The sequence below is a fragment of the Synechococcus sp. SynAce01 genome, assembly GCF_001885215.1.
Classification (GTDB): domain Bacteria; phylum Cyanobacteriota; class Cyanobacteriia; order PCC-6307; family Cyanobiaceae; genus Regnicoccus; species Regnicoccus frigidus.
The window spans coordinates 1,010,864-1,030,164 of the sequence record NZ_CP018091.1; the positions used below are offsets into that span (position 1 = coordinate 1,010,864).

The following is a 19,301-nucleotide window of genomic DNA, read 5'->3' on the forward strand; positions in this document are numbered from 1 at the left end:
ACGGAAGATTCCAGGTGCTCACAGGCTCTGTTCTTTGACATACTTTGAGTTGAAGGCTCGCTACTGATCACGATCAAGGGAGAACGCCATGCGCTTATCTAAAGAGGCGACAAGCAATGCAAAAATACTGCCAAGCATGCACTAGACAGTCTTCTATAGAATCAGCAACTTATCCAATTTCTAAGCAAAGCTCATGACCGTAAAAAGTATTAATCCGGCAACACGTGAAGTCATGTGGAGCTTTAAGACACTAACGAAATACGAGGCCCTGGACGCTGTTGACAAGGCACATGAGATGTTCGGTCAATGGAGGCATACGAGTTTTGAGGTGCGCAAAGATTTCATGCTCAGATTTGCTAGACAACTAAGAGAGCACAGGCAAGAACTAGCCGAGCTGATCACCTTAGAGATGGGGAAACGAATTGCAGAGAGTCTCGATGAAATCGAGCTCAGCGCCGAGATTGTAGATTATTATGCCCATAACGCTGAAGAATTCCTCTCCAATCAAAAACTTGAACTTGAGGGGTCAGAAGCCTACATCCAACACGCACCGATCGGAGTGCTTATTGGGGTGATGCCATGGAACTTCCCGTTTTATCAAGTGGTTCGATTCATCGCCCCCAACATTATGGCTGGCAATACCACATTGGTCCGCCATGCCAGTATCGTGCCTCAGTGCGCAGAGCGGATTGCCAACCTGCTGCAGAAGAGCGGTCTGCCAGAGGGGGTTTTTACAAATCTGCTGATCCCCCACGAATTCATGGCAACGTTAATCGCACACAAAGCCGTACGTGGTGTGTCATTAACAGGCAGCGAAAGTGCCGGCAGTTCGGTTGCTTCGCTGGCTGGAAAGAATCTAAAGCCTTCCGTTCTGGAATTGGGAGGCAATGATGCGTTTATTGTGCTGGAAGATGCAGACTTGGACTTAGCAGTAGAACTGGCCATCAAAGGACGGATGGCAAATACAGGACAATCATGTGTCGCCTCCAAGCGAATGATTGTTGTCAAACCAGTAGCAGAGCAATTCATCAATGGGCTGAAAGTGGGGCTGGAATCCATGAAGCTCGGGGATCCAATGGACCCTAAAACCGATGTAGGCCCATTGTCGTCCGAAAGTGCCGCACAACAACTCGATGATCAAGTACAGAAGACCATCGAAGCAGGGGCAACAGTCATTCTCGGTGGAGGGCGACCAGATCGTAAAGGAGCATTCTTTAATCCAACCATCCTGACTGGTGTAACTCCAAGGATGCCAAGCTATGACCAAGAACTCTTCGGACCCGTGGCTACGGTGTATGTGGTTGAGAACGAAACTGAAGCCATCAAGTTAGCCAATGATTCTGCCTACGGCTTGGGGGGTTCAGTCTTCACCAGTAATCCAGAACGTGCCTGTGCCATCGCAGAATCCGTAGACACCGGAATGATGTTCATCAACCAGCCGACAAACTCTCAGGCTGAACTTCCGTTCGGTGGAATCAAGAATTCAGGATATGGGCGGGAACTTTCGAAACTCGGAATTCTTGAGTTTGTCAACAAGAAACTCATCAACATCAGCAGAGCCTAATTCTCGCCACTGTGCCATGCTTTTTCAATGGCAACAAAGGCATACGCTATAGCGCATTTCAGCAGCTACAAAAGAAAGGCAGGCGAAATCTTTTGTGCTGATTCTTGATGACTCGTTGTACTGACTACCAATGAAATTCCATGGGAATCTCAAACACATCAGACACCCATCAATCAACGTAGTGACAGAGTTCAGGGTTTCATCCCTCCTAGGCGTGGTGATCGCATCCAACAACATAAAGCACGTCATTTTCAGCACACATCTAGCAGAAATCTGGCACAGATCCAGCAGGGATGCTCAACGGATTGATGTCTATGGCGGAAAGGGGCAAGAGCCTTCAACGGGCTCGTCAATGCAGACAGAATGGGCAAGTTTCTTGTGAAGGTCTACGGCAACACACCTCCTTACTCAAACAGCGTGGATAACGATGGATTTGAATGAAGATGTCGCGATTGTCACCGGGGCAAGCAGCGGAATTGGGGCTGCGATTGCAGTTGAACTCGCGCGTGCGGGGGCAACGATTGTCATCGCTTACTACTCCGATCCGGCCGGAGCAGATCAGGTCAAGGCAAAAGTTACGGCCTTTGGCGTACCCTGCTTGACGGTGCAAGGCAACGTCGCAGAACTGGATGATCTCAGGAGAATCTTTGCGACCACGATCAAACGATTTGGACGATTAGATATTATGGTGAACAATGCCGGCATCAATCCAGATAGTCCGCTCCTTGAAACAACTGAGGAGCTCTACGATAGAATAATGGCAGTAAATCTTAAAAGCGCCGTATTCGGTACGCAATTTGCCGCCAAGCAAATGATCAGCCAGGGAAGCGGTGGTCGTATCATTAACATCAGCTCAGTTCATGAAGACTGGCCAATGCCGGGACATTCGTCCTATTGCATCTCAAAAGGGGGGATGCGAATGCTAACGCGGAATGCAGCGTTAGAACTTGCAAGGTTCAAGATTTCTGTTGTCGGCGTTGGGCCTGGAGCTGTTGCAACACCGATCAATGAGGATACTCTTGAGGATCCTCAAGAGTTCAGTCGGTTGAATCAATCAATCCCAATCGGCCGCGTGGCAGAACCTGAAGAAATTGCTCGGATGGTAGCGTTCCTTGCCGGAGATGGCGCCAGCTATCTCACGGCAACAACCGTCATGGTCGATGGCGGAATTATGCACGGAAGCACTGGGCTATGAACAAGTTCAGATGTTAAGGTCGTTGTTACCAAAAACAGCCATTCCCCAAAGTTAGCGATTCAAACAAACGAGCCCATGTTCTCTCAGGTTGGGACTTCATAGCGAAGTTCCACAAGACCCGGTCCATATTGTTGAACTGCCACGAGTTTCAAAGCTGGAGAAATGATTTGACGTGGCAAGAGTGGCTTTCCCTTGCATAAGGTAACGGAACCTATCTGCACGATAATCTCATCCAGCAGGTTCTCGTCATAGAACTGAGCCACAAGGCCTCCTCCGCCAGCTAGCCAAAGATTTCTGCCATGGGCCGCTGCCTTCATGGCTTCGTGCACAGGTCTTACATGTCCAGAAACGAAGCGGATGTCAGCGCCCTCAACGCTTGGCAGGGTGCGGCTTGAGAACACCCAGGTGGGTTGCTCATAAGGCCAGGCAGAAGGGTTGGCCTGATCTGTGCCATGTTTGATCGTGTGTTGCAGCATCCAGCCATAGGTTGAAGAACCCATCGCAATGGCACCAACGTCATCTAAGAAAGATGGATAACTGGTTTTATTGACATCACCGAGTGGGAACAGCCAATCCAAGGAGTCGTCAGGTTTCGAAATGAATCCATCAAGACTAGAGGCGGAATAATATTGAGTACGCATAGCAAGGCTGGTGGGTTCGTTGTTTCGTTGACTAGACATGCGAACGAACGATCAATGGTCCGAAATGGTGCCTGAACGCACCACACCGGACCATCTGGTTCGTGAAAGGACATGGGCACAATCAGCCCATGCCAGCTTTGCTCGTAAGCGTGTCAGCTGTATCCCTGGCATTGGCTTCGGCCTGCTTGGCCTTACCGGCTAGGCGATCACCCTCATCACCAGTGACGAGGCCGATCGATTCCTGAATCTTACCCTCAACATCTTTGGCAACTGTTTTGGCTTTGTTAGAACCAAACAACATCAGAATGGGGGGTTGGTTGATGGAGGGTTGTGGCGTCGATGCAGCAAACACTGGGGAAGGAGAGGTGCAGAAAAAAGATAGAACTGAAAACAAGCCACCTAAACAGTAACTCAACGTTGAATGAAAGAGTCTTCGAAAAAGAATCATTGGAATGTCCAGAAGTGTTGATGTGATCCAAAGCAAAATGGAATGGATCTTGGCGCAGCAATTGGCAGAAGGCGATGAGCCCTGGCTGATAGCCAAATCTCATAGCTAGACTTGATAGGCAAAGCTGACAATGAGACCTGAGGGCCTCATGATGGTCAGCCCAGGCTGCGACGCCCCGTCAGGAAGGAGAACAAGGCAAGCACGAGGAACACAAGGAAGAGGATCTGGGCGATGCCAGCGGCTGAGCCGGCGATCCCACCAAAACCGAGGACTGCGGCAATGACCGCAACGACCAGAAAAACAAAAGAATAATGAAGCATGACGAATCACCGAGAAGTGGAAAAATAGACGCTTGGTTAATGCAATTAGTCAGAAGATTGCTTCATCATCTGTTCCTGGGTTTCACCAGTGATCAGTCCACTGGCCCGCTCCAGAGATTGCTCAACATTCTTGGAAACAGAGGGTATACCGCCTGGAACAAGCATGCTTTCCTCCATCATGTCCGTTGTGCCTTGAATTCGCTCTTGCTTGTTGGGGTCGAAGTCTTGGCTGACATCAAGCCCTGACAAGGCAATCCATGCACTGGTACCGGATGATGTAACTCCGATCATCGTGGTGACTGGAAGCCCGTCTGCCCAGGCCATTTGGGGGGCATAGCCACAGGCAGTAACGGCGGAGGTTAGAAATAGCAACCCAGAAACAAGTAACGCCTTTAGCATCTTTGCAATTGATTGTGCCATCGTATCGAAGGTTAAAGGTAGGTTTGTGCCCTTACTGGCAAAGCCAGAGGGCTTAAAATCATGATCAAGAACATAGGAAAGAAACGAAGGGCATCAATAGAGAAAAGACGACATTTAGGTGGCACCGCCAGGCACTTAGCCTTTCGCATCCTCAACTGCATGCTCCCCTTGGGCTTGAGCTTGTTTCGCTTTGCCAGCTAACTGGTTTTGCTCACTATCAGTAGCTTTGCCAAATGCTTCTTGAACTTTGCCTTCAATGTCTTTTGCTGTGGCTTGAGCCTTGTCACCTAAACCCATGATCAACTCCGCGATTGTGAATCGCATCCATGTGGAATGGATGCGTACAATCAATGTATGACAGGGAGGGCAGAACAGATCAGCCATAGGCTTTGAACTTCCTTGAGCTAACTTGCTTAAAATCTGTAGTATCTGCTAAAAGTAAAGTCAACGATACCAACCAATTGGTTCCTGAGCCAATGGGTATCGAATTCAGCCGGTCGTTTGGCGAAATAGCAGACAACGGTGATCAGCCGCCAAAGCTCCACCCCCATTGGATACCACAGATCAACTTCGAGGCATAACCGCCATCAAGGGTCGATCCTTTAGGCGTCATCAATGGATGACTAATTCTCTGGTCTTGTCTCCAACGGCATCGGCTTCTCCATTTTTATCACTACCTCCATTTCCATCATCAGAAATCGCAACGCCTGAGCCGGTCAGGTCTGAACCGGTCAGGGCAGTGGGATCATCATTCCATTCGTCTGTGACGACCTTGAAGCCCGCCAGCACGTTTTGGCCAAAGGAATGGGTAATCGGTACATCAGCCGCATCGCGACCACGGGCGATGAGAACGCGGCCGATCCGGGGCGTATTGTGTCTGGCATCGAAGGTGTACCAATGGCCATCAAGGTACGCCTCAAACCATCCAGAAAAGTCCATGGGCGCATCATGCGGCGGGATGCCGATATCACCCAAAGAACCGGTGCAATAGCGCGCCGGAATGTTCATGCATCGGCAGAAGGTGACAGCAAGGTGGGCAAAATCACGACAGACACCGGAGCCTTCCTGATAGGCCTGCCATGCCGTCTTCATTGAATTGGCATGTTCATAACCAAAGCGCAGGTGTCCGTGAACAAAGTCACAGATCGCCTGAACGCGACCCCAGCCTTGAGGAGACGTGCCGAACAGTCGCCAAGCGATGTTGGAGAGACAATCTGTTTCGCAATAGCGGCTTCCCAACAGAAACAGCAGCGTCTCATCCGGCAACAGTTCCAAAGGAACCTGCTGAGCCTCAGGCACCATACGATCAGGTTGGCCTGAATCGTTAATCAAGGCATCGGTTGAAAGGCTGAGCCGTCCCTGGGGAGCCACAAAACGCTGGCAACAGTTACCGAAATGATCACGATAGGCCTTAAAGGGAATAGGCGGATCAAGTTGCGGAGGGTCAGCGATCAGCAGATCTTGACGGCGTGTCTCATGCACACTCAACATCAAGATCATGGGTGTGGGCTGAGGAATGTCATAGATCAGTTCGTAGCCGATGCGAATTTTCATAGTGAACTACCTTTCTCTCAAGGCAGTGAGGTGTGGAAGTGCTCGGAAAGTCTGTTGCAAGAAAAGGCTGTTGCAAGAAAAACCCTCAACAAATCAGTGTGCCATTGCAAGCGGTAGTGAAGCGGGTGCCCATTGTGTCAGTGGTCCGCCATGGATCTGACGATTCCATGGCGGACCAAGAGAGTTCAACGGACTTCAGACCTTGGGAATCAGGAATCCCGATTGGACTTAGCCCAACCCGGTCGCGTCCTTGACGTCTTCAACGGCATTGCGGACATTAGCTTCGCCTTGCTTGGCCATGCCAGCGAGACGGTCACCCGGATCACCCGTGGCTTTGCCAATTGATTCCTGGGTTTTTCCTTTGAGCTCCTTGGATGCAGCCGTGGCTTTGTTGGATCCGAACAACATCAACACACGTGGCTGACTGATCGCAGCAGGCTGGGGGCTTGCTGCAGACACTGGAGCAGGTATGAAGCTCAGTAGGGCCGCGATTGAGAGGATGCCGGCGAGACAGAAACTCATCATTGACTGACGAATTCGTTGAATGGTAATCATTGGATTCTCCAAGGTGGTAGTGGTTTAACGAAAGCATAGAACTTTGAATGACGAAAGATCATTCAATTATGGCTTTCTATCAGTAGCTAGGTAGCAGCGTTCGAGCCATGCCGGCCAGGGCTGGTGCACGACCGGCAACGCCGCAATGGCCTGGATTTGCAAAGCAGAACCTGAATGGATTGGGTTCAGCCCAGGCTGCGACGACCCGTAAGAAATGAGATCAAGGCCAGCACAATGAAGACCAGGAACAGGAATTGGGCGATGCCGGCGGCTGAACCAGCGATCCCGCCAAAACCAAGGACTGCGGCAATGACCGCAACGACCAGAAAGACTAGAGAGTAGTGAAGCATAACATTGCTCGAATAGTTGGGGAATTAATATGGATGATTAGTGGTAGTCAGTCCCTGGTAGCACCCGGGTTGACTCGCCTAGCCAGATCAAGGATCAGTGCCAGGCCAGGTCAGTCTTTTGCATCCTCGATAGCGTGTTCACCTTTGGCTTGGGCTTGCTTCGCCTTGCCAGCTAGTTTGTTCTGCTCATCATCGGTCACTTTGCCGAGGGTTTCCTGGGCCTTCCCTTCAATGTCCTTGGCAGTTGCTTGAGCCTTGTTTCCTAATCCCATGGTTGTCTCCGTATGGTGTGAATCACATCCAGAAGGTTTGGATGTGTGCAATCACCATATGCCAGGAACAAGCCCATTGAACAACTTCAACCGTTCATCTTCCTTGAGCTCTCCTGTTATAAATCTGAAATTTTCTGCAAAACCTGGCTGTTTAGAGTAAATTAAAGACAACACAGAAAGCTTTATTCTCAGATGGTGGACTTAGTGAGACAAAAATTGGCCGAATACGCTTGCGTCCTTATTTTGCCGAGAACTCTGCCTACAAACTTAGCGCAATACAATCGGAAATCGGAAGTTTGAAGAATATTTCCCTCGCCCCATCGGCCTTGGCAATGTTTGATTAGCAAAGTAGAGCTACGCACAGTTATGACGCAGTAACCAATGGATCTGTCCACCTGTGATCGCGAACCAATTCACATTCCGGGGCTGATTCAGCCCCATGGCGCTCTTTTGGTGCTGCAGGAGCCAGGCTTGATCATTGTCCAAGTCAGTGGGAACACACTTGAAATACTTGGCCATCGCCCAAAGGAACTATTAAGACAGCCGTTATCCATTTTGTTGGCTCCCCAGCAGATTGCTGCTATTCAGCAATGCCTTAGCGAAGATACGGAAAATGTGAATCCATTGGATATTGCTATTTCCTACAGAGGCAGCTTGCTGATGTTCGATGGCAATATCCACCGCCAAGATGCATTGGTACTTTTAGAATTAGAACCTCAAGATCAAAAGCAACGAAATGACTATTCCGAACTGCATCAGGGAGTCAAAAGCACGATAACAAAGATACAGAAATCCTCTAGCTTGCTGAAGATGTGCGAGCTGGTCGTTAAAGAAGTCAAAAAGATCACTGGATTCGATCGCATTATGGTCTACCAGTTTGATGCCGATGGTGCTGGAGAAGTCATCGCAGAAGAACGAACAGAAGGCCTCACGCCTTATCTGGGCCTACGCTACCCCGCAAGCGATATTCCAGTTCAGGCAAAACAACTTTATACACTCAACTGGCTACGCTTAATTCCGGACTCTAGCTATACACCAGTCGCCCTGGTTCCTGAGCGCAACCCCGTTGATGAGGAGCCCACAGATTTGAGTTTCGCGCTGCTCCGTAGTGTCTCTCCATTGCACTTGGAATATCTCAACAACATGGGAGTCGCAGCGTCAATGTCGATTTCCTTGATCCAAGATCAAAAACTATGGGGTTTGATTGCCTGTCACCATTCAAGGCCACGTCATGTGCCTTCTAATCTGCGAATCATGTGCGAGTTTATTGGGCAGGTGATGTCACTTGACCTCAGCAAGCGTGTAGACAATCAAGATTTGTCCTATAAGCTGAGCATGAAGTCTCTGCAAAGCAAGCTGGTCGAGTCGCTATCTCAATCCAAGCAGATTATCAAAGGATCCATCCAACTAGACGAAAGCTTGCTTGAACTCGTCAGTGCAACAGGAGCCATTTTCTGTACGGCAGATCATAGTATTGGTGTTGGTCAAACGCCACCAGCAAGTGAATGGCCTGCCCTGCGCGATTGGATTAAAACGCAGATGCAGGACAACATGTTTCAAAGCCGATCGCTCTCTCGCCTTTATCCCGCTGCAACATCGTTTAAGGCCGTTGCCAGTGGGGTGTTAGCTCTGGAAATCTCTCAATTCCATCAGGATTTCGTCATCTGGTTCCGCCCAGAGGTGATTGAAACGGTGACGTGGGCTGGCAACCCCCATAAGCCTGTCGAGGTAGCCAGCAACGGGATCGTCACCTTATCGCCGCGCAAATCATTTCAACAGTGGAAGGAAACACTGCAAGGTTGCGCCTTGCCATGGAAACCGTGTGAACTAAAAGTTGTTGCCGAATTACGCAGCTTGATCGTTAGCAAGATTCTCAAACAGGCGGCAGACCTGGCAAATGTAAATCTAGAACTTGAGCGAAGCAATATTGAGCTCGATTCGTTTGCATACGTTGCATCTCATGACCTCAAAGAGCCATTACGCGGCATTCACAATTACTCTAATTTTTTGATTGAAGATTATGCGGAAGTGCTTGACACTGCTGGTGTAGACAAATTAGCTACCCTCGTGCGCCTCACTCAACGAATGGAAGATCTGATCAATTCGCTTTTACATTATTCACAGCTGGGGCGCATTGAACTTTCCAGGCAACCCACAGACCTGGCTGAGTTGGTGGAACAAACGATTGAAGTTCTAAGAATTAGCCAACCGCAAAGCTCAATCGATTTTCGGATGTCAGGCTCCATGCCAATGGTGGATTGCGATCGCACACAAATCAGCGAGGTATTGACCAACCTATTAACCAATGCAATCAAGTACAACGACAAAGCTGAGAAGTGGGTTGAAATCGGCTGTGCCCAATCAGGCAATGGAGATTCTGACGGCCTCTCAGGTTGCACCTTTTTTGTCCGTGACAACGGCATTGGCATCCCGCCTCAACATTTGGAGCGTGTGTTTCAGATTTTCAAACGTTTGCATACCCAAGACCAATATGGAGGAGGGACTGGGGCTGGCCTGACGATCGTTCGCAAGATCGTCCATCAACATGGAGGCAAGATTTGGGTGGAATCGAGCTTCGGTGAAGGCAGCACATTCTTCTTTACGCTGGCATCAGGAGAGCAATCATGAATCAGTCATCATTGGCCAGAATCCATAATCGCTCGCTCATGTTGGTCGTTGAGGATAGCAATGAAGATTTCGAAGCCTTCCAACGCTATGCTCGTCGATCGCCGTTGAGAATTCCTATTTATCGCTGCGTCGATGGTGATCATGCACTGTCATTTCTCTATCGAACCGGTCGCTATGTTGACCCCAAGCAAGCACCACGTCCGAACTTGATTTTACTGGATCTTAATTTACCGGGAACGGACGGACGAGAAGTCTTGCAAAAAGTTAAGCGAGATGAAAATCTAAAAACGATTCCAGTCGTGATTTTGACGACATCAAGCAACCCCAAGGACATTGAAGCCTGTTATAGATGGGGCGCTAATAGCTATATGGTTAAGCCGATGGATTCCGATCGGCTAAAGCACGGGGTTCAATCCTTAATCAACTACTGGTTCAACACGACGTTACTACCCACCGACAATTGAGAGCTGCCCTAATGAATTCCCAACGGTGCCGCACCATTTTGATCGTGGACGATAGCCCAGAAGATCGCGAGATGTATCGACGCTACATGGTGCGCGATCGTGACCATGACTATACGTTCATCGAAACAAGTTTTGGTGAAGAAGGGTTGAATCTGTGGCGGCAGCACCATCCCGATGCTGTGCTACTTGATTATCGATTGCCCGACCAAGACGGATTGGAATTTCTCGCTGCGCTGCAAAAAGAACTTCCCCTTCCAATCGTGATGATGACCGCCGTTGGCAGCGAGGAGATTGCCGTTAAAGCGATTAAATCAGGCGCCCAAGACTATCTAGTTAAGGAGCAGATTACACCAGAGAATCTGAAGCACACTCTCGATGCAACAATTAAGACTGTGCAGCTAGAAGTACAACTGCAGAATCGCATCGATCGAGAAAGTATCATTGCCAAGTTATCAGAAAAAGTATTCCAAACTTTGGATCTAGATATGGTCCTGCAGACCATCGTCAAAGAAGTGCGCAACTTCCTTAAGGCTGATCGGGTCGTTGTGTTTCAAGCCAACTCGATTGGAAAGGAAGCGGTTGCAGCAGAAGCGGTGGGCAGCGAATGGAAATCGTTTCTTTCAGAGCCTATTAATGATCCGTCTTTTGTCGAAAACTATATCGACAACTCTCAGCGCGAACGCAATCCGCTGGCAACAGACGGCCACAATGCCAACATTTCACCCGGCCATGTTGAGCTGCTGAAGAAATATCAAGTGCAGTCTAATCTGGTCGTTCCCATTTTGAACGATGGCCAGCTTTGGGGAGGGTTAATTGCTCATCACTGTGCTGCTCCCCGCCAGTGGCAAGCGCTAGAGATTGATTTGCTTCACCAATTGTCCACGCAAGTTAGCGTTGCCATCAGGCAAGCAGAGCTGTATCAGGAAGCCCAGCGCGAACTTGTTGAACGGAGTCGCACAGAGGAGGTCTTACGAAACCAGGACGACAAACTCCGATTGGTGCTCGAAGCTGCCGGGATGACAACCTGGGACTGGGACCTTCTGACGAACTCTATTACCTGGTCCAGCAACATGGGCAGCCTGTTTGGATTGGGGACGGAGGAATCCAAAGGAACCTACGATGACTTCGTGGCTTGCCTACACCCCGATGATCGTGAACGCGTCTTAGGAGCCCTCCAAGACGCTCTAACACAAGAGAAAGATTACAACATTGATTTCCGAGTTCTACATCCGAACCAAGGGATTCGCTGGGCGTCAAGCCAAGCCACAGTCTTTACTGACCAGAATGGCAAGCCTATTCGCATGTCAGGTTGCACCCTGGACATTACTGAACGCAAACAGTCTGAGTGCAGATTGCAAGAGAGTGAAACTCAGGTGCGTCGTATTCTCGATGGGTTGTTTAGCTTTGTCGGCTTGCTAGCCTTGGATGGAACAATGCTTGAGGTTAATCGAACTGCCTTAGAAGCGGCTTCTCTGGTACCGGCAGATGTTGTAGGCAAGTCATTTCCTGATACCTATTGGTGGGCTTACGATTCAGAGGTTCAGGCCCAACTCTCTAAGGACATACGACAAGCAGCTTCAGGAGAAACAGTTCGCTACGACGTGCAGATCCGGCTCAAGGAAGATCACCTTATTACCATTGATTTTTCCTTGGCACCACTGTACAATCAGGCAGGGGATGTTGAATTCTTGATTCCCTCTGGCATCGATATCAGCGAACGTGTTCAGGCGCAGGCGGCATTAAAGCGAAGCCAAGACTTCAATAAACGGATCATCGAAAGCAGCAACGACTGCATCAAGGTTCTTGATCTTGATGCCAGATTGCTCTACATGAATGCGGCGAGCCGGGATTTCTTGAAGAGCTGCAAGCTGACAGTTGTCCCTCAAACAAACTGGTTGAGCCTGTGGAATGGTGATTATCAGCAAGCAGCAAAAAAAGCCTTTACTACAGCGAAATCCGGTGAAGTTGGCAGGTTTCAGGGGAACTATCAGCCTGCCAACGGCCTGCCCATTTGGCGGGATGTCGTGGTTACGCCAATCTTTGATTCAAGCGGACAGGTGATCCAGATTTTAACGACAACACGGGATATCACACAGCAACGATTGATGGAAGAACAACTACGGCAAAAGAATGCCATTCTGGACGTAGTCAATGAGTCTTCGCATACACTCATTTTCCTTAAAGATCGTCAAGGCAAAATGCTTTATGCCAACTCAGCCGTCCTTCAGACCCTTGGCAAAACGGAATCTGAGGTCATCGGACATTACGACTACGAGCTTTTCCCGAATGCCCATGAAGCAAAAAAGATCATGGATAATGACCAGCGAGTCATGGCGTCAAGGCAGGTTGAAAACGTTCAGGAGTCCATCGATGACTCTCAAGTTTTTCTATCCACCAAAGCGCCTTACTTTGATGAAAATGGAGACGTCATTGGGCTCGTTGGCATAGGCCACGATATCACTGATCGGATCAAACTAGAACACGAACGCGAGGACATCCTCCAGCAGAAACAATATTCCCTGGAAGAAGCGCAACGCGTGAACCGCATTAAAGACGAATTCCTGGCTGTACTCTCCCATGAATTGCGCTCGCCTCTTGGCCCAATTCTGGGCTGGACACAATTGCTGCAAACCCGCAAACTTGATGACACCAAAACCACAGCAGCGTTAGCAACGATCGAACGGAATGCCAAGGCCCAATGTCGCTTGATTGATGATCTGTTGGATATGGCCTGCGTGTTGCAAGGCAAGTTATCTCTAAAAATTGCTCCTGTCAGTTTAAAGGTGGTGATTGAGTCGGCAATCGAAACTGTGCAAACTGCTGCGATCGCCAAGTCTGTTCAGATTCGCTCCAAGCTCTCTGAAGTTCCAACACTATCTGGGGATTCCGTTCGCCTTCAGCAGGTCATCTGGAACTTGCTGACAAACGCGGTCAAATTCACGCCCAGCGGCGGCCAGATTGACATTCGGCTTGAGAACGTTGACAACCAGGCAGAGATCACCATCACAGATACAGGCAAAGGCATCAGTCCGGAATTCTTGCCTTATATCTTTGAGTCATTTTGCCAGGAAGACACCACAGTAACTCGGAAATATGGCGGCTTAGGGCTGGGTATGGCGATCGTCTATCAGCTGGTAGAAGCGCACGGTGGCCGTGTGACTGCTGAGAGCCTTGGCGAAGGGAAAGGAGCTTGTTTCACTGTGAAGCTTCCCCTGCTGAAAGCCCACATCAAGGAGCAGCAACCGAAACCTTCGCAAAAGCGAACCCTTGATCTCACCGGCATTCGCCTGCTGATCATTGACGACGATCCAGACAGTCGCGACCTACTTGACTTCATCTTGGATCAGGCCGGAGCAGAAAGTATTTCAGTTTCTACTGCTGCTGAATTCTTCCCCGCTCTGGAATCATTTCAACCTGATGTTGTGGTTAGTGATATCGGAATGCCAGAGATTGATGGCTATACGTTGCTCAAGAAAGTGCGATCCCTATCCCCTGAGCAGGGAGGGCAGGTTCCGATGATCGCCCTAACGGCTTACGCTGGCGAAGTTGACCGGCAACGTGCCATCACGGCAGGCTTTGAGAAACACATCACCAAGCCGATTGAGCCTGATCAATTGGTGGTAACGATCGCTGATTTGCTGAGCAAACAATCCATCGCCAAGAACTGAACTGCAACAACCGAACGCCACCAGCTGATCCAATGCCTGTAGCCGCCATGGCTGCGGAGATGGCGCGTGGATCGGCCGGTATGCGCAACAGCTCAGCACTAGCATCAAAAATCCAGGCCTTGAAACCATTGATCCGCCAGAAGCCATCCATTGGAGGCCGTCATCGGTATGCACAATGGGCGGCCACCAACTCCGTGTTGCAGCCCCCCAAACCCCCATCCCACCCCCTCCAACAAGAGGGCTTCGAACATGACATCTGCAACAGCAAAAACGGCCATCAACACAGCCATCTCCAGCGTTTTGGCCCTTGGCCTGGTGGCCGTCACCAGCAGTGAAGCCCTCGCTGGCAAAGCCGGCATGGAAAAGTGCGCCGGCATCGCCAAGGCGGGCCTGAATGATTGCGGCACCAGCAAGCACAGCTGCGCAGGCAAGGCCACCGTGTCGGGTGATCCCGAAGAGTGGGTGTTCGTGCCCACTGGTACCTGCAACAAGATCGTTGGAGGGAAGCTCAAGATGGCGAACTGAACAGCCACCCATCAAGGACCAGCCCAAGCCGTTGACACATCCACCATGAATCTCCAAGGGGTGGGCCTCGGCTTGCGGTCTGTGCACTATTCCCACATCCTCAGGGAAACGCCGCCCGTGCCTTGGTTTGAGGCGCTCTCGGACAACTATCTGGGTGGCGGGCTACCGCTCCATCATCTGACCCTGATCCGCCAGACCTATCCAATCACCCTGCATGGGGTTGGGCTTTCGCTTGGTTCAGCAGATCCACTCAACTGGGACTATCTGCATCGGTTGAAAGCCCTGGCCACCCGCATCGAACCGGTGTATGTGTCCGACCATCTGGCCTGGGTTTCGAGCGGCGGCCACTATTTCAACGATCTGGCTCCGCTGCCCTACAACGAGCCTGTGTTGAACTACGTGGCTGATCGAATCCAACAGGTGCAGGAGTTTCTGGGAAGGCGAATCCTGATCGAAAACCTTTCGCCCTACCTGCAGTTTTCAGGCAACGACTACAGCGAATGGCAGTTTCTCGCCGCACTGGCTCAGCAGGCCGATTGCGATCTGTTACTTGATATCAACAACGTTTTTGTGAACGCCAGCAATCACGGCTTTAACCCGATGGAGTATCTCGCTGCCATGCCAGTCGATCGCGTCAAAGAGATCCACTTGGCTGGCTACGAGCAGCAAGGTTCCTTTCTTTTCGATACCCACGGAAGGCCGGTGCAATCCGGTGTTTGGTCGCTGTATCAAGAAGCCCTAGAGCGCTTTGGAGCGGTTCCGACCCTGATCGAATGGGACACCAATATTCCCTGCTTCGATGACCTCCAAAACGAAGCCCGCAAAGCCGAGACGTATCGATGCCAACTCCAGCCCCAAGCGAACTGACCTCTCTGCAGACCTTGTTCTATGCGGCGATCAGCCAAGCAGCCGATCCTGCCAGCCTTGCGGCTCTGGAGCCGATGCTGCATTGCAGCGGCAGCCTGAGCGTCAAAGAGGGGTTCGCCGCCTACCGGGGCAGCGTGAAGGGCAAGCTGATCCGTTGCCTCGAAGACATTTATCCCGTTTGTCAACGGCTGGTGGGTGATAATTTCTTCGGAGGACTTACCGAGCAGTTCATCATGACCTATGCATCAGTTTCGCCGGATCTGGGCGATTACGGCGCTGAGCTGCCGGCCTTCATCAAGACGTTCACTCCAGCTGAAGCCCTGCCCTATCTGGCCGATGTGGCCCAGCTGGAGTGGCACTGGCACCGGGTGTTCAACGCACCAGACGAGAAAGCCTTCGACATGCAGGCGCTTTCCCAAGTGGCAGCTGAGCAATGGGAAAGCCTGGTGTTCCAACTGCCTCGATCCAGTGTTTTGCTGCGATCGATCTATCCGGTCCACCGGATCTGGGAGGCCAATCAAGATGGCGTCACTGATTCAGTGCCGGTTGACCTGGACCAGGGAGGCGCGAATCTTTTCATCTGGAGAGATGGCGTTGAAACGCGGATTGAGATGCCGGGAGATGGGGAATGGAGGTTGCTGGAGGGCTTTGCCGCCAGAACAACATTTGGCCAGCTCTGCGCAGACCTGGATCAAGGCCTGGCCTCTGTGGATGCATCCGTGTTGCTGCCGGTCTTCGTCAAGCGTGGTTGGGTGAAATCGTTTGTATTGGGTGAGGGATAGAAGCTGTCAGTTGTCGTTGTCCCCTAACCGTCCATGGCCACACCGGCTTCTCGGGCTTGAGCTGAAACTTCTTGTACTGTTGCGGTTGGGGGGAATGGGCGATCACAGGATCGAACTGTGGACATCCTGCTTGTAAGGCAGGCGCTCTACCGCTGAGCTAATCGCCCCGGCTTTCATTCTGGGGCCTGGATGCCCCCATGCTGACGGGGACACCACCGATGCAGCGATGGCCAAGGGCCGTAGCCACGACCGCGCCACCTGGCTGCTGGCTCTGCCCTTTGCGCTGCTGTGGGCGCCGGGCCTGGGCCTGGCGGGGATGGGCACGGCCGGGCTCAGCTTCCTGGTGGGCGGCCTGCTGCTCTCCCCCGATCTCGACACCCGCTCCAACGCCACCCGTCGTTGGGGACCCCTGCGGCTGCTCTGGTGGCCCTACCGCAAGGGGCTCTCGCACCGCTCAGTGCTCTCCCACAGTCCGCTGCTGGGCACGGCTGGACGCCTGGCCTACCTGGCGTTGCTGGCCCTGGGCCTGGCAGCGCTGCTGTCTTTTTTCGGGGGGCCGCCGCCCCAGGAGCTGCTGGGCTGGGCCGGGCGCCTGTGGCGCGAGCAGCGCCCGCTGGTGCTGAGTGCGCTGGTGGGGCTGGAGGCCAGCAGCTGGCTGCACCTGATCCAGGATGGCGACCCGATGCCGCGGCTGCCCAGGCTGCTGCGCCGTCGCTGAGCACAGCAGCCGAGGCCCTGGCCCATGCCCGCCGATCCCACCCTGAGCGCCCTGGCCGAGCTGATCGCCGTGGTGGCACGGCTGCGCGATCCCGCCAGCGGTTGCCCCTGGGACCTGGAGCAGACCCACACCTCCCTGGTGCCCTATGTGCTGGAGGAGGCCCACGAGGTGGCCGATGCCATCCGCCATGGCGATGACGCCCACCTCAGCGAGGAACTGGGCGACCTGCTGCTGCAGGTGGTGCTGCACGCCCAGATCGCCAGCGAGGCGGGTCGCTTCGATCTGGGGGCGATTGCCCGGGGCATCAGCGCCAAGCTCATCCGCCGCCATCCCCATGTGTTCGCAGGCGCCGTGGCGGCCGACACCGCCGCCGTGCGCGCCAGCTGGGAGGCGATCAAGGCCGAGGAGGCCAGCGCCAGGGCAGCAGCCCACGCCAGCGCAACGGCAAGCCCACTCAGCGATCGGCTCGCCAGCAAAGTGCGCGGCCAACCCGCCCTGGCTGGCGCCATGACCATCTCCAAAAAGGCCGCCTCCGCCGGCTTCGAGTGGGACGACCTGGGCGGGGTGTGGGAGAAAGTGCAGGAGGAGCTGGGCGAGCTTCAGGAGGCCGTGGCCAGCGGCGACCGGGCCCACGCCCAGGAGGAACTCGGCGATGTGCTGTTCACCCTGGTGAACGTGGCCCGCTGGTGCGCGCTCGACCCGGAAGCCGGCCTAGCCGGCACCAACCAGCGGTTCCTGGATCGCTTCTCCCGCGTCGAAGCCGCCCTGGGCGGTGATCTTGGCGGTCGCAACATCGCCGAACTGGAGGACCTGTGGCGGCAGGCCAAGGCCGCAATCCGCGCTGAGGCGGCAGGGCCTTAGGCCGGCTCAGAGATCAAGCTCAGAGATCACTGCCACCGCCCCGCTGGGCACGCCGGGCCTTGATTGCGCCCCGCTGCTTCTTGGCCGTGAGCCGCCGCTCCACCGAGCCACGGCTGGGCCGGGTGGCGCGGCGCGGCGGTGGCGGCGGCCGCAGGGCCTCCTGCAGCAGCATCACAAGACGGCGCTGGGCCGCCACCCGGTTCTGCCACTGGGAGCGGTGCTCGCTGGCCGCCACCACCACGGCCCCCTCCACTAGGCGCGCCTCCAACCGCCGCAACGCCCGGGCCTGCAGCAGCGCCGGCAGCGCCGCCGAAGCCGCCAGATCAAACACCAGCTCCACCCGCGAGTCGGTGGTGTTCACGTTCTGACCACCCGGGCCCGAGGAGCGCGAAAAACGCCAGCGCAGCTCGGCCGCCGGGATCAGCACCGCCGGCGTCACGCGCAGATCACTGCCGGGCAGGTCGCTGGCCATGGATTGAGCCTGACATGGACAGGCGGCGCCCAACGTGCGGCCCTCTGTGCAAGCGTACGGATCAAGCCATCCGACCCCGCCCCGCCGCCATGGACCCCTCCCCCGGCTGGATCGATGAGGTCTACGACGGTGTGCGCTACGGCCTGGCTGGCCGGGTGATCGCCGAGACCAGCTCGCCTTACCAGCGCGTCACGATCATCGAGAGCGAGCGCTACGGCAAGGGGCTGCTGCTCGACGGTTGTTGGATGACGGCCGAGCGCCAGGAGCGGCACTACCACGAGCCCCTCGTGCATCCCGCCCTCTGCGGCGCCGCGGCCATCGAGCGGGTGCTGGTGATCGGTGGCGGCGACGGCGGCACCGCCCGCGAGTGCCTGCGCCACCCCGGCGTGCAGCAGCTCGACCTGGTGGAGATCGATGGCCAGGTGGTGGCCTGGAGCCAGGAGCACCTGCCCAGTCTCGGGGCCGGCTGCTGGAGCGATCCCCGTTTGCAGCTCACCGTGGGCGACGGCATTGCCTGGGTCGCCGCCGCCGCTGACGCCAGTTACGACGTGGTGATCGTCGACGGTTCCGACCCCGCCGGCCCGGCCGAGGGCCTGTTCAACCGCGCCTTCTTCCAGCACTGCCGCCGCATCCTCAGGCCCGGCGGCGTCTTCGCCACCCAGAGCGAATCGCCCGAGGCCTTCCGCTCGGTGCACCTCGAAACGGTGCGGCTGCTGCGCGAAGTGTTCCGCCACGCCGATCCCCTCTACGGCTGGGTGCCGATGTACCCAAGCGGCTGGTGGAGCTGGACCTTCGCCGCCAGCGACGGCCCCCGTTACCGGCAGCCGGATGCCGCCCGCGCCGCGTCCGTCGCCGAGGGCTGCGAGATCTGGAGCCCCCGCTGGCAGCGCGGCGCCTTCGAGGCGGTTCCGGCCGGAATCGAGAGGGCCCTCGCTGGCTGACGTGCTGGGCAGCACCGCTGAGGATCCAGACTTGTTGGCCATCACCTGTTTCAACC

21 protein-coding genes and 1 tRNA gene are annotated in these 19,301 nt (G+C 53.7%); 11 read left to right on the forward strand and 11 right to left on the reverse strand.

Features of this window, described 5'->3' with window-relative positions:
• Positions 1-193: 193 nt before the first annotated feature.
• On the forward strand, positions 194-1,564 hold the full coding sequence (locus BM449_RS05280; protein WP_071800368.1) for an NAD-dependent succinate-semialdehyde dehydrogenase: 1,371 nt from the start codon (positions 194-196) through the stop codon (positions 1,562-1,564).
• Positions 1,565-1,991: 427 nt separating this feature from the next.
• The gene (locus BM449_RS05285; protein WP_071800369.1) at positions 1,992-2,759 is read left to right on the forward strand and encodes a glucose 1-dehydrogenase; all 768 of its coding nucleotides are present in this window, start codon (positions 1,992-1,994) and stop codon (positions 2,757-2,759) included.
• An 83-nt stretch (positions 2,760-2,842) separates the two neighbouring features.
• Here the strand turns inward: BM449_RS05285 and BM449_RS05290 are convergent, their stop codons facing one another.
• The 9 genes from BM449_RS05290 to BM449_RS05330 form a co-directional block, all read right to left on the reverse strand.
• The gene (locus BM449_RS05290; protein WP_233831124.1) at positions 2,843-3,337 is read right to left on the reverse strand and encodes a dihydrofolate reductase family protein; all 495 of its coding nucleotides are present in this window, start codon (positions 3,335-3,337) and stop codon (positions 2,843-2,845) included.
• 184 nt (positions 3,338-3,521) lie between these two features.
• The gene (locus BM449_RS15360) at positions 3,522-3,944 is read right to left on the reverse strand and encodes a CsbD family protein (protein WP_233831127.1); all 423 of its coding nucleotides are present in this window, start codon (positions 3,942-3,944) and stop codon (positions 3,522-3,524) included.
• 59 nt (positions 3,945-4,003) lie between these two features.
• Positions 4,004-4,168 carry a DUF1328 domain-containing protein gene (locus tag BM449_RS05300; RefSeq protein ID WP_071800372.1) on the reverse strand — a complete coding sequence of 55 codons (165 nt, stop codon included), beginning with the start codon at positions 4,166-4,168 and terminating at the stop codon, positions 4,004-4,006.
• A gap of 45 nt (positions 4,169-4,213) precedes the next feature.
• Positions 4,214-4,588, reverse strand: a complete 375-nt coding sequence (locus BM449_RS05305) for a hypothetical protein (RefSeq protein WP_145536928.1) — start codon at positions 4,586-4,588, stop codon at positions 4,214-4,216.
• A gap of 135 nt (positions 4,589-4,723) precedes the next feature.
• Positions 4,724-4,972, reverse strand: a complete 249-nt coding sequence (locus BM449_RS05310) for a CsbD family protein (RefSeq protein ID WP_311134218.1) — start codon at positions 4,970-4,972, stop codon at positions 4,724-4,726.
• A gap of 228 nt (positions 4,973-5,200) precedes the next feature.
• Positions 5,201-6,142: a transglutaminase family protein gene (locus BM449_RS05315; protein WP_083544408.1), complete on the reverse strand. Its 942-nt coding sequence runs from the start codon at positions 6,140-6,142 to the stop codon at positions 5,201-5,203.
• Between the two features lie 228 nt (positions 6,143-6,370).
• Positions 6,371-6,697: a CsbD family protein gene (locus BM449_RS14625; protein WP_071800374.1), complete on the reverse strand. Its 327-nt coding sequence runs from the start codon at positions 6,695-6,697 to the stop codon at positions 6,371-6,373.
• 185 nt (positions 6,698-6,882) lie between these two features.
• Positions 6,883-7,047 carry a DUF1328 domain-containing protein gene (locus BM449_RS05325; RefSeq protein WP_071800375.1) on the reverse strand — a complete coding sequence of 55 codons (165 nt, stop codon included), beginning with the start codon at positions 7,045-7,047 and terminating at the stop codon, positions 6,883-6,885.
• Positions 7,048-7,157: 110 nt separating this feature from the next.
• Positions 7,158-7,319 (reverse strand): CsbD family protein, encoded by a 162-nt coding sequence (locus tag BM449_RS05330; RefSeq protein ID WP_071800376.1) that lies wholly within the window; start codon positions 7,317-7,319, stop codon positions 7,158-7,160.
• Positions 7,320-7,700: 381 nt separating this feature from the next.
• On the opposite strand from BM449_RS05330, the gene BM449_RS05335 reads away from it, so the two are divergent.
• From BM449_RS05335 to BM449_RS05360, 6 genes are all read left to right on the forward strand, one after another.
• The gene (locus BM449_RS05335) at positions 7,701-9,947 is read left to right on the forward strand and encodes an ATP-binding protein (RefSeq protein ID WP_071800377.1); all 2,247 of its coding nucleotides are present in this window, start codon (positions 7,701-7,703) and stop codon (positions 9,945-9,947) included.
• 38 nt (positions 9,948-9,985) lie between these two features.
• On the forward strand, positions 9,986-10,411 hold the full coding sequence (locus BM449_RS05340; protein ID WP_233831130.1) for a response regulator: 426 nt from the start codon (positions 9,986-9,988) through the stop codon (positions 10,409-10,411).
• A gap of 11 nt (positions 10,412-10,422) precedes the next feature.
• Complete coding sequence (locus BM449_RS05345) at positions 10,423-14,079, forward strand: PAS domain-containing protein (protein WP_071800379.1); 3,657 nt, start codon at positions 10,423-10,425, stop codon at positions 14,077-14,079.
• 249 nt (positions 14,080-14,328) lie between these two features.
• Positions 14,329-14,604, forward strand: a complete 276-nt coding sequence (locus BM449_RS05350) for a DUF2282 domain-containing protein (protein ID WP_071800380.1) — start codon at positions 14,329-14,331, stop codon at positions 14,602-14,604.
• 45 nt (positions 14,605-14,649) lie between these two features.
• Positions 14,650-15,471: a DUF692 domain-containing protein gene (locus tag BM449_RS05355; protein WP_071800381.1), complete on the forward strand. Its 822-nt coding sequence runs from the start codon at positions 14,650-14,652 to the stop codon at positions 15,469-15,471.
• On the forward strand, positions 15,444-16,253 hold the full coding sequence (locus BM449_RS05360) for a DNA-binding domain-containing protein (protein WP_071800382.1): 810 nt from the start codon (positions 15,444-15,446) through the stop codon (positions 16,251-16,253). Before BM449_RS05355 ends, BM449_RS05360 begins: the two co-directional genes overlap by 28 nt.
• Before the next feature lie 95 nt (positions 16,254-16,348).
• On the opposite strand, the gene BM449_RS05365 is transcribed toward BM449_RS05360, so the two are convergent.
• A tRNA-Val gene (locus BM449_RS05365) sits at positions 16,349-16,420 on the reverse strand.
• 59 nt (positions 16,421-16,479) lie between these two features.
• On the opposite strand from BM449_RS05365, the gene BM449_RS05370 reads away from it, so the two are divergent.
• Positions 16,480-16,971, forward strand: coding sequence for a metal-binding protein (locus BM449_RS05370; protein ID WP_071800383.1), 492 nt, complete (start codon positions 16,480-16,482; stop codon positions 16,969-16,971).
• A 24-nt stretch (positions 16,972-16,995) separates the two neighbouring features.
• Positions 16,996-17,832 (forward strand): nucleoside triphosphate pyrophosphohydrolase, encoded by an 837-nt coding sequence (gene mazG / locus BM449_RS05375; RefSeq protein ID WP_071800384.1) that lies wholly within the window; start codon positions 16,996-16,998, stop codon positions 17,830-17,832.
• Between the two features lie 19 nt (positions 17,833-17,851).
• Here mazG and arfB read toward each other — a convergent pair whose 3' ends face one another.
• A complete protein-coding gene (gene arfB, locus BM449_RS05380; protein WP_071800385.1) occupies positions 17,852-18,304 on the reverse strand; it encodes an alternative ribosome rescue aminoacyl-tRNA hydrolase ArfB in 453 nt (150 codons plus the stop codon).
• 89 nt (positions 18,305-18,393) lie between these two features.
• Between arfB and speE the strand changes: the two genes are divergently transcribed.
• Positions 18,394-19,245 (forward strand): polyamine aminopropyltransferase, encoded by an 852-nt coding sequence (gene speE, locus BM449_RS05385; protein ID WP_071800386.1) that lies wholly within the window; start codon positions 18,394-18,396, stop codon positions 19,243-19,245.
• The last annotated feature ends 56 nt before the right edge of the window (positions 19,246-19,301 follow it).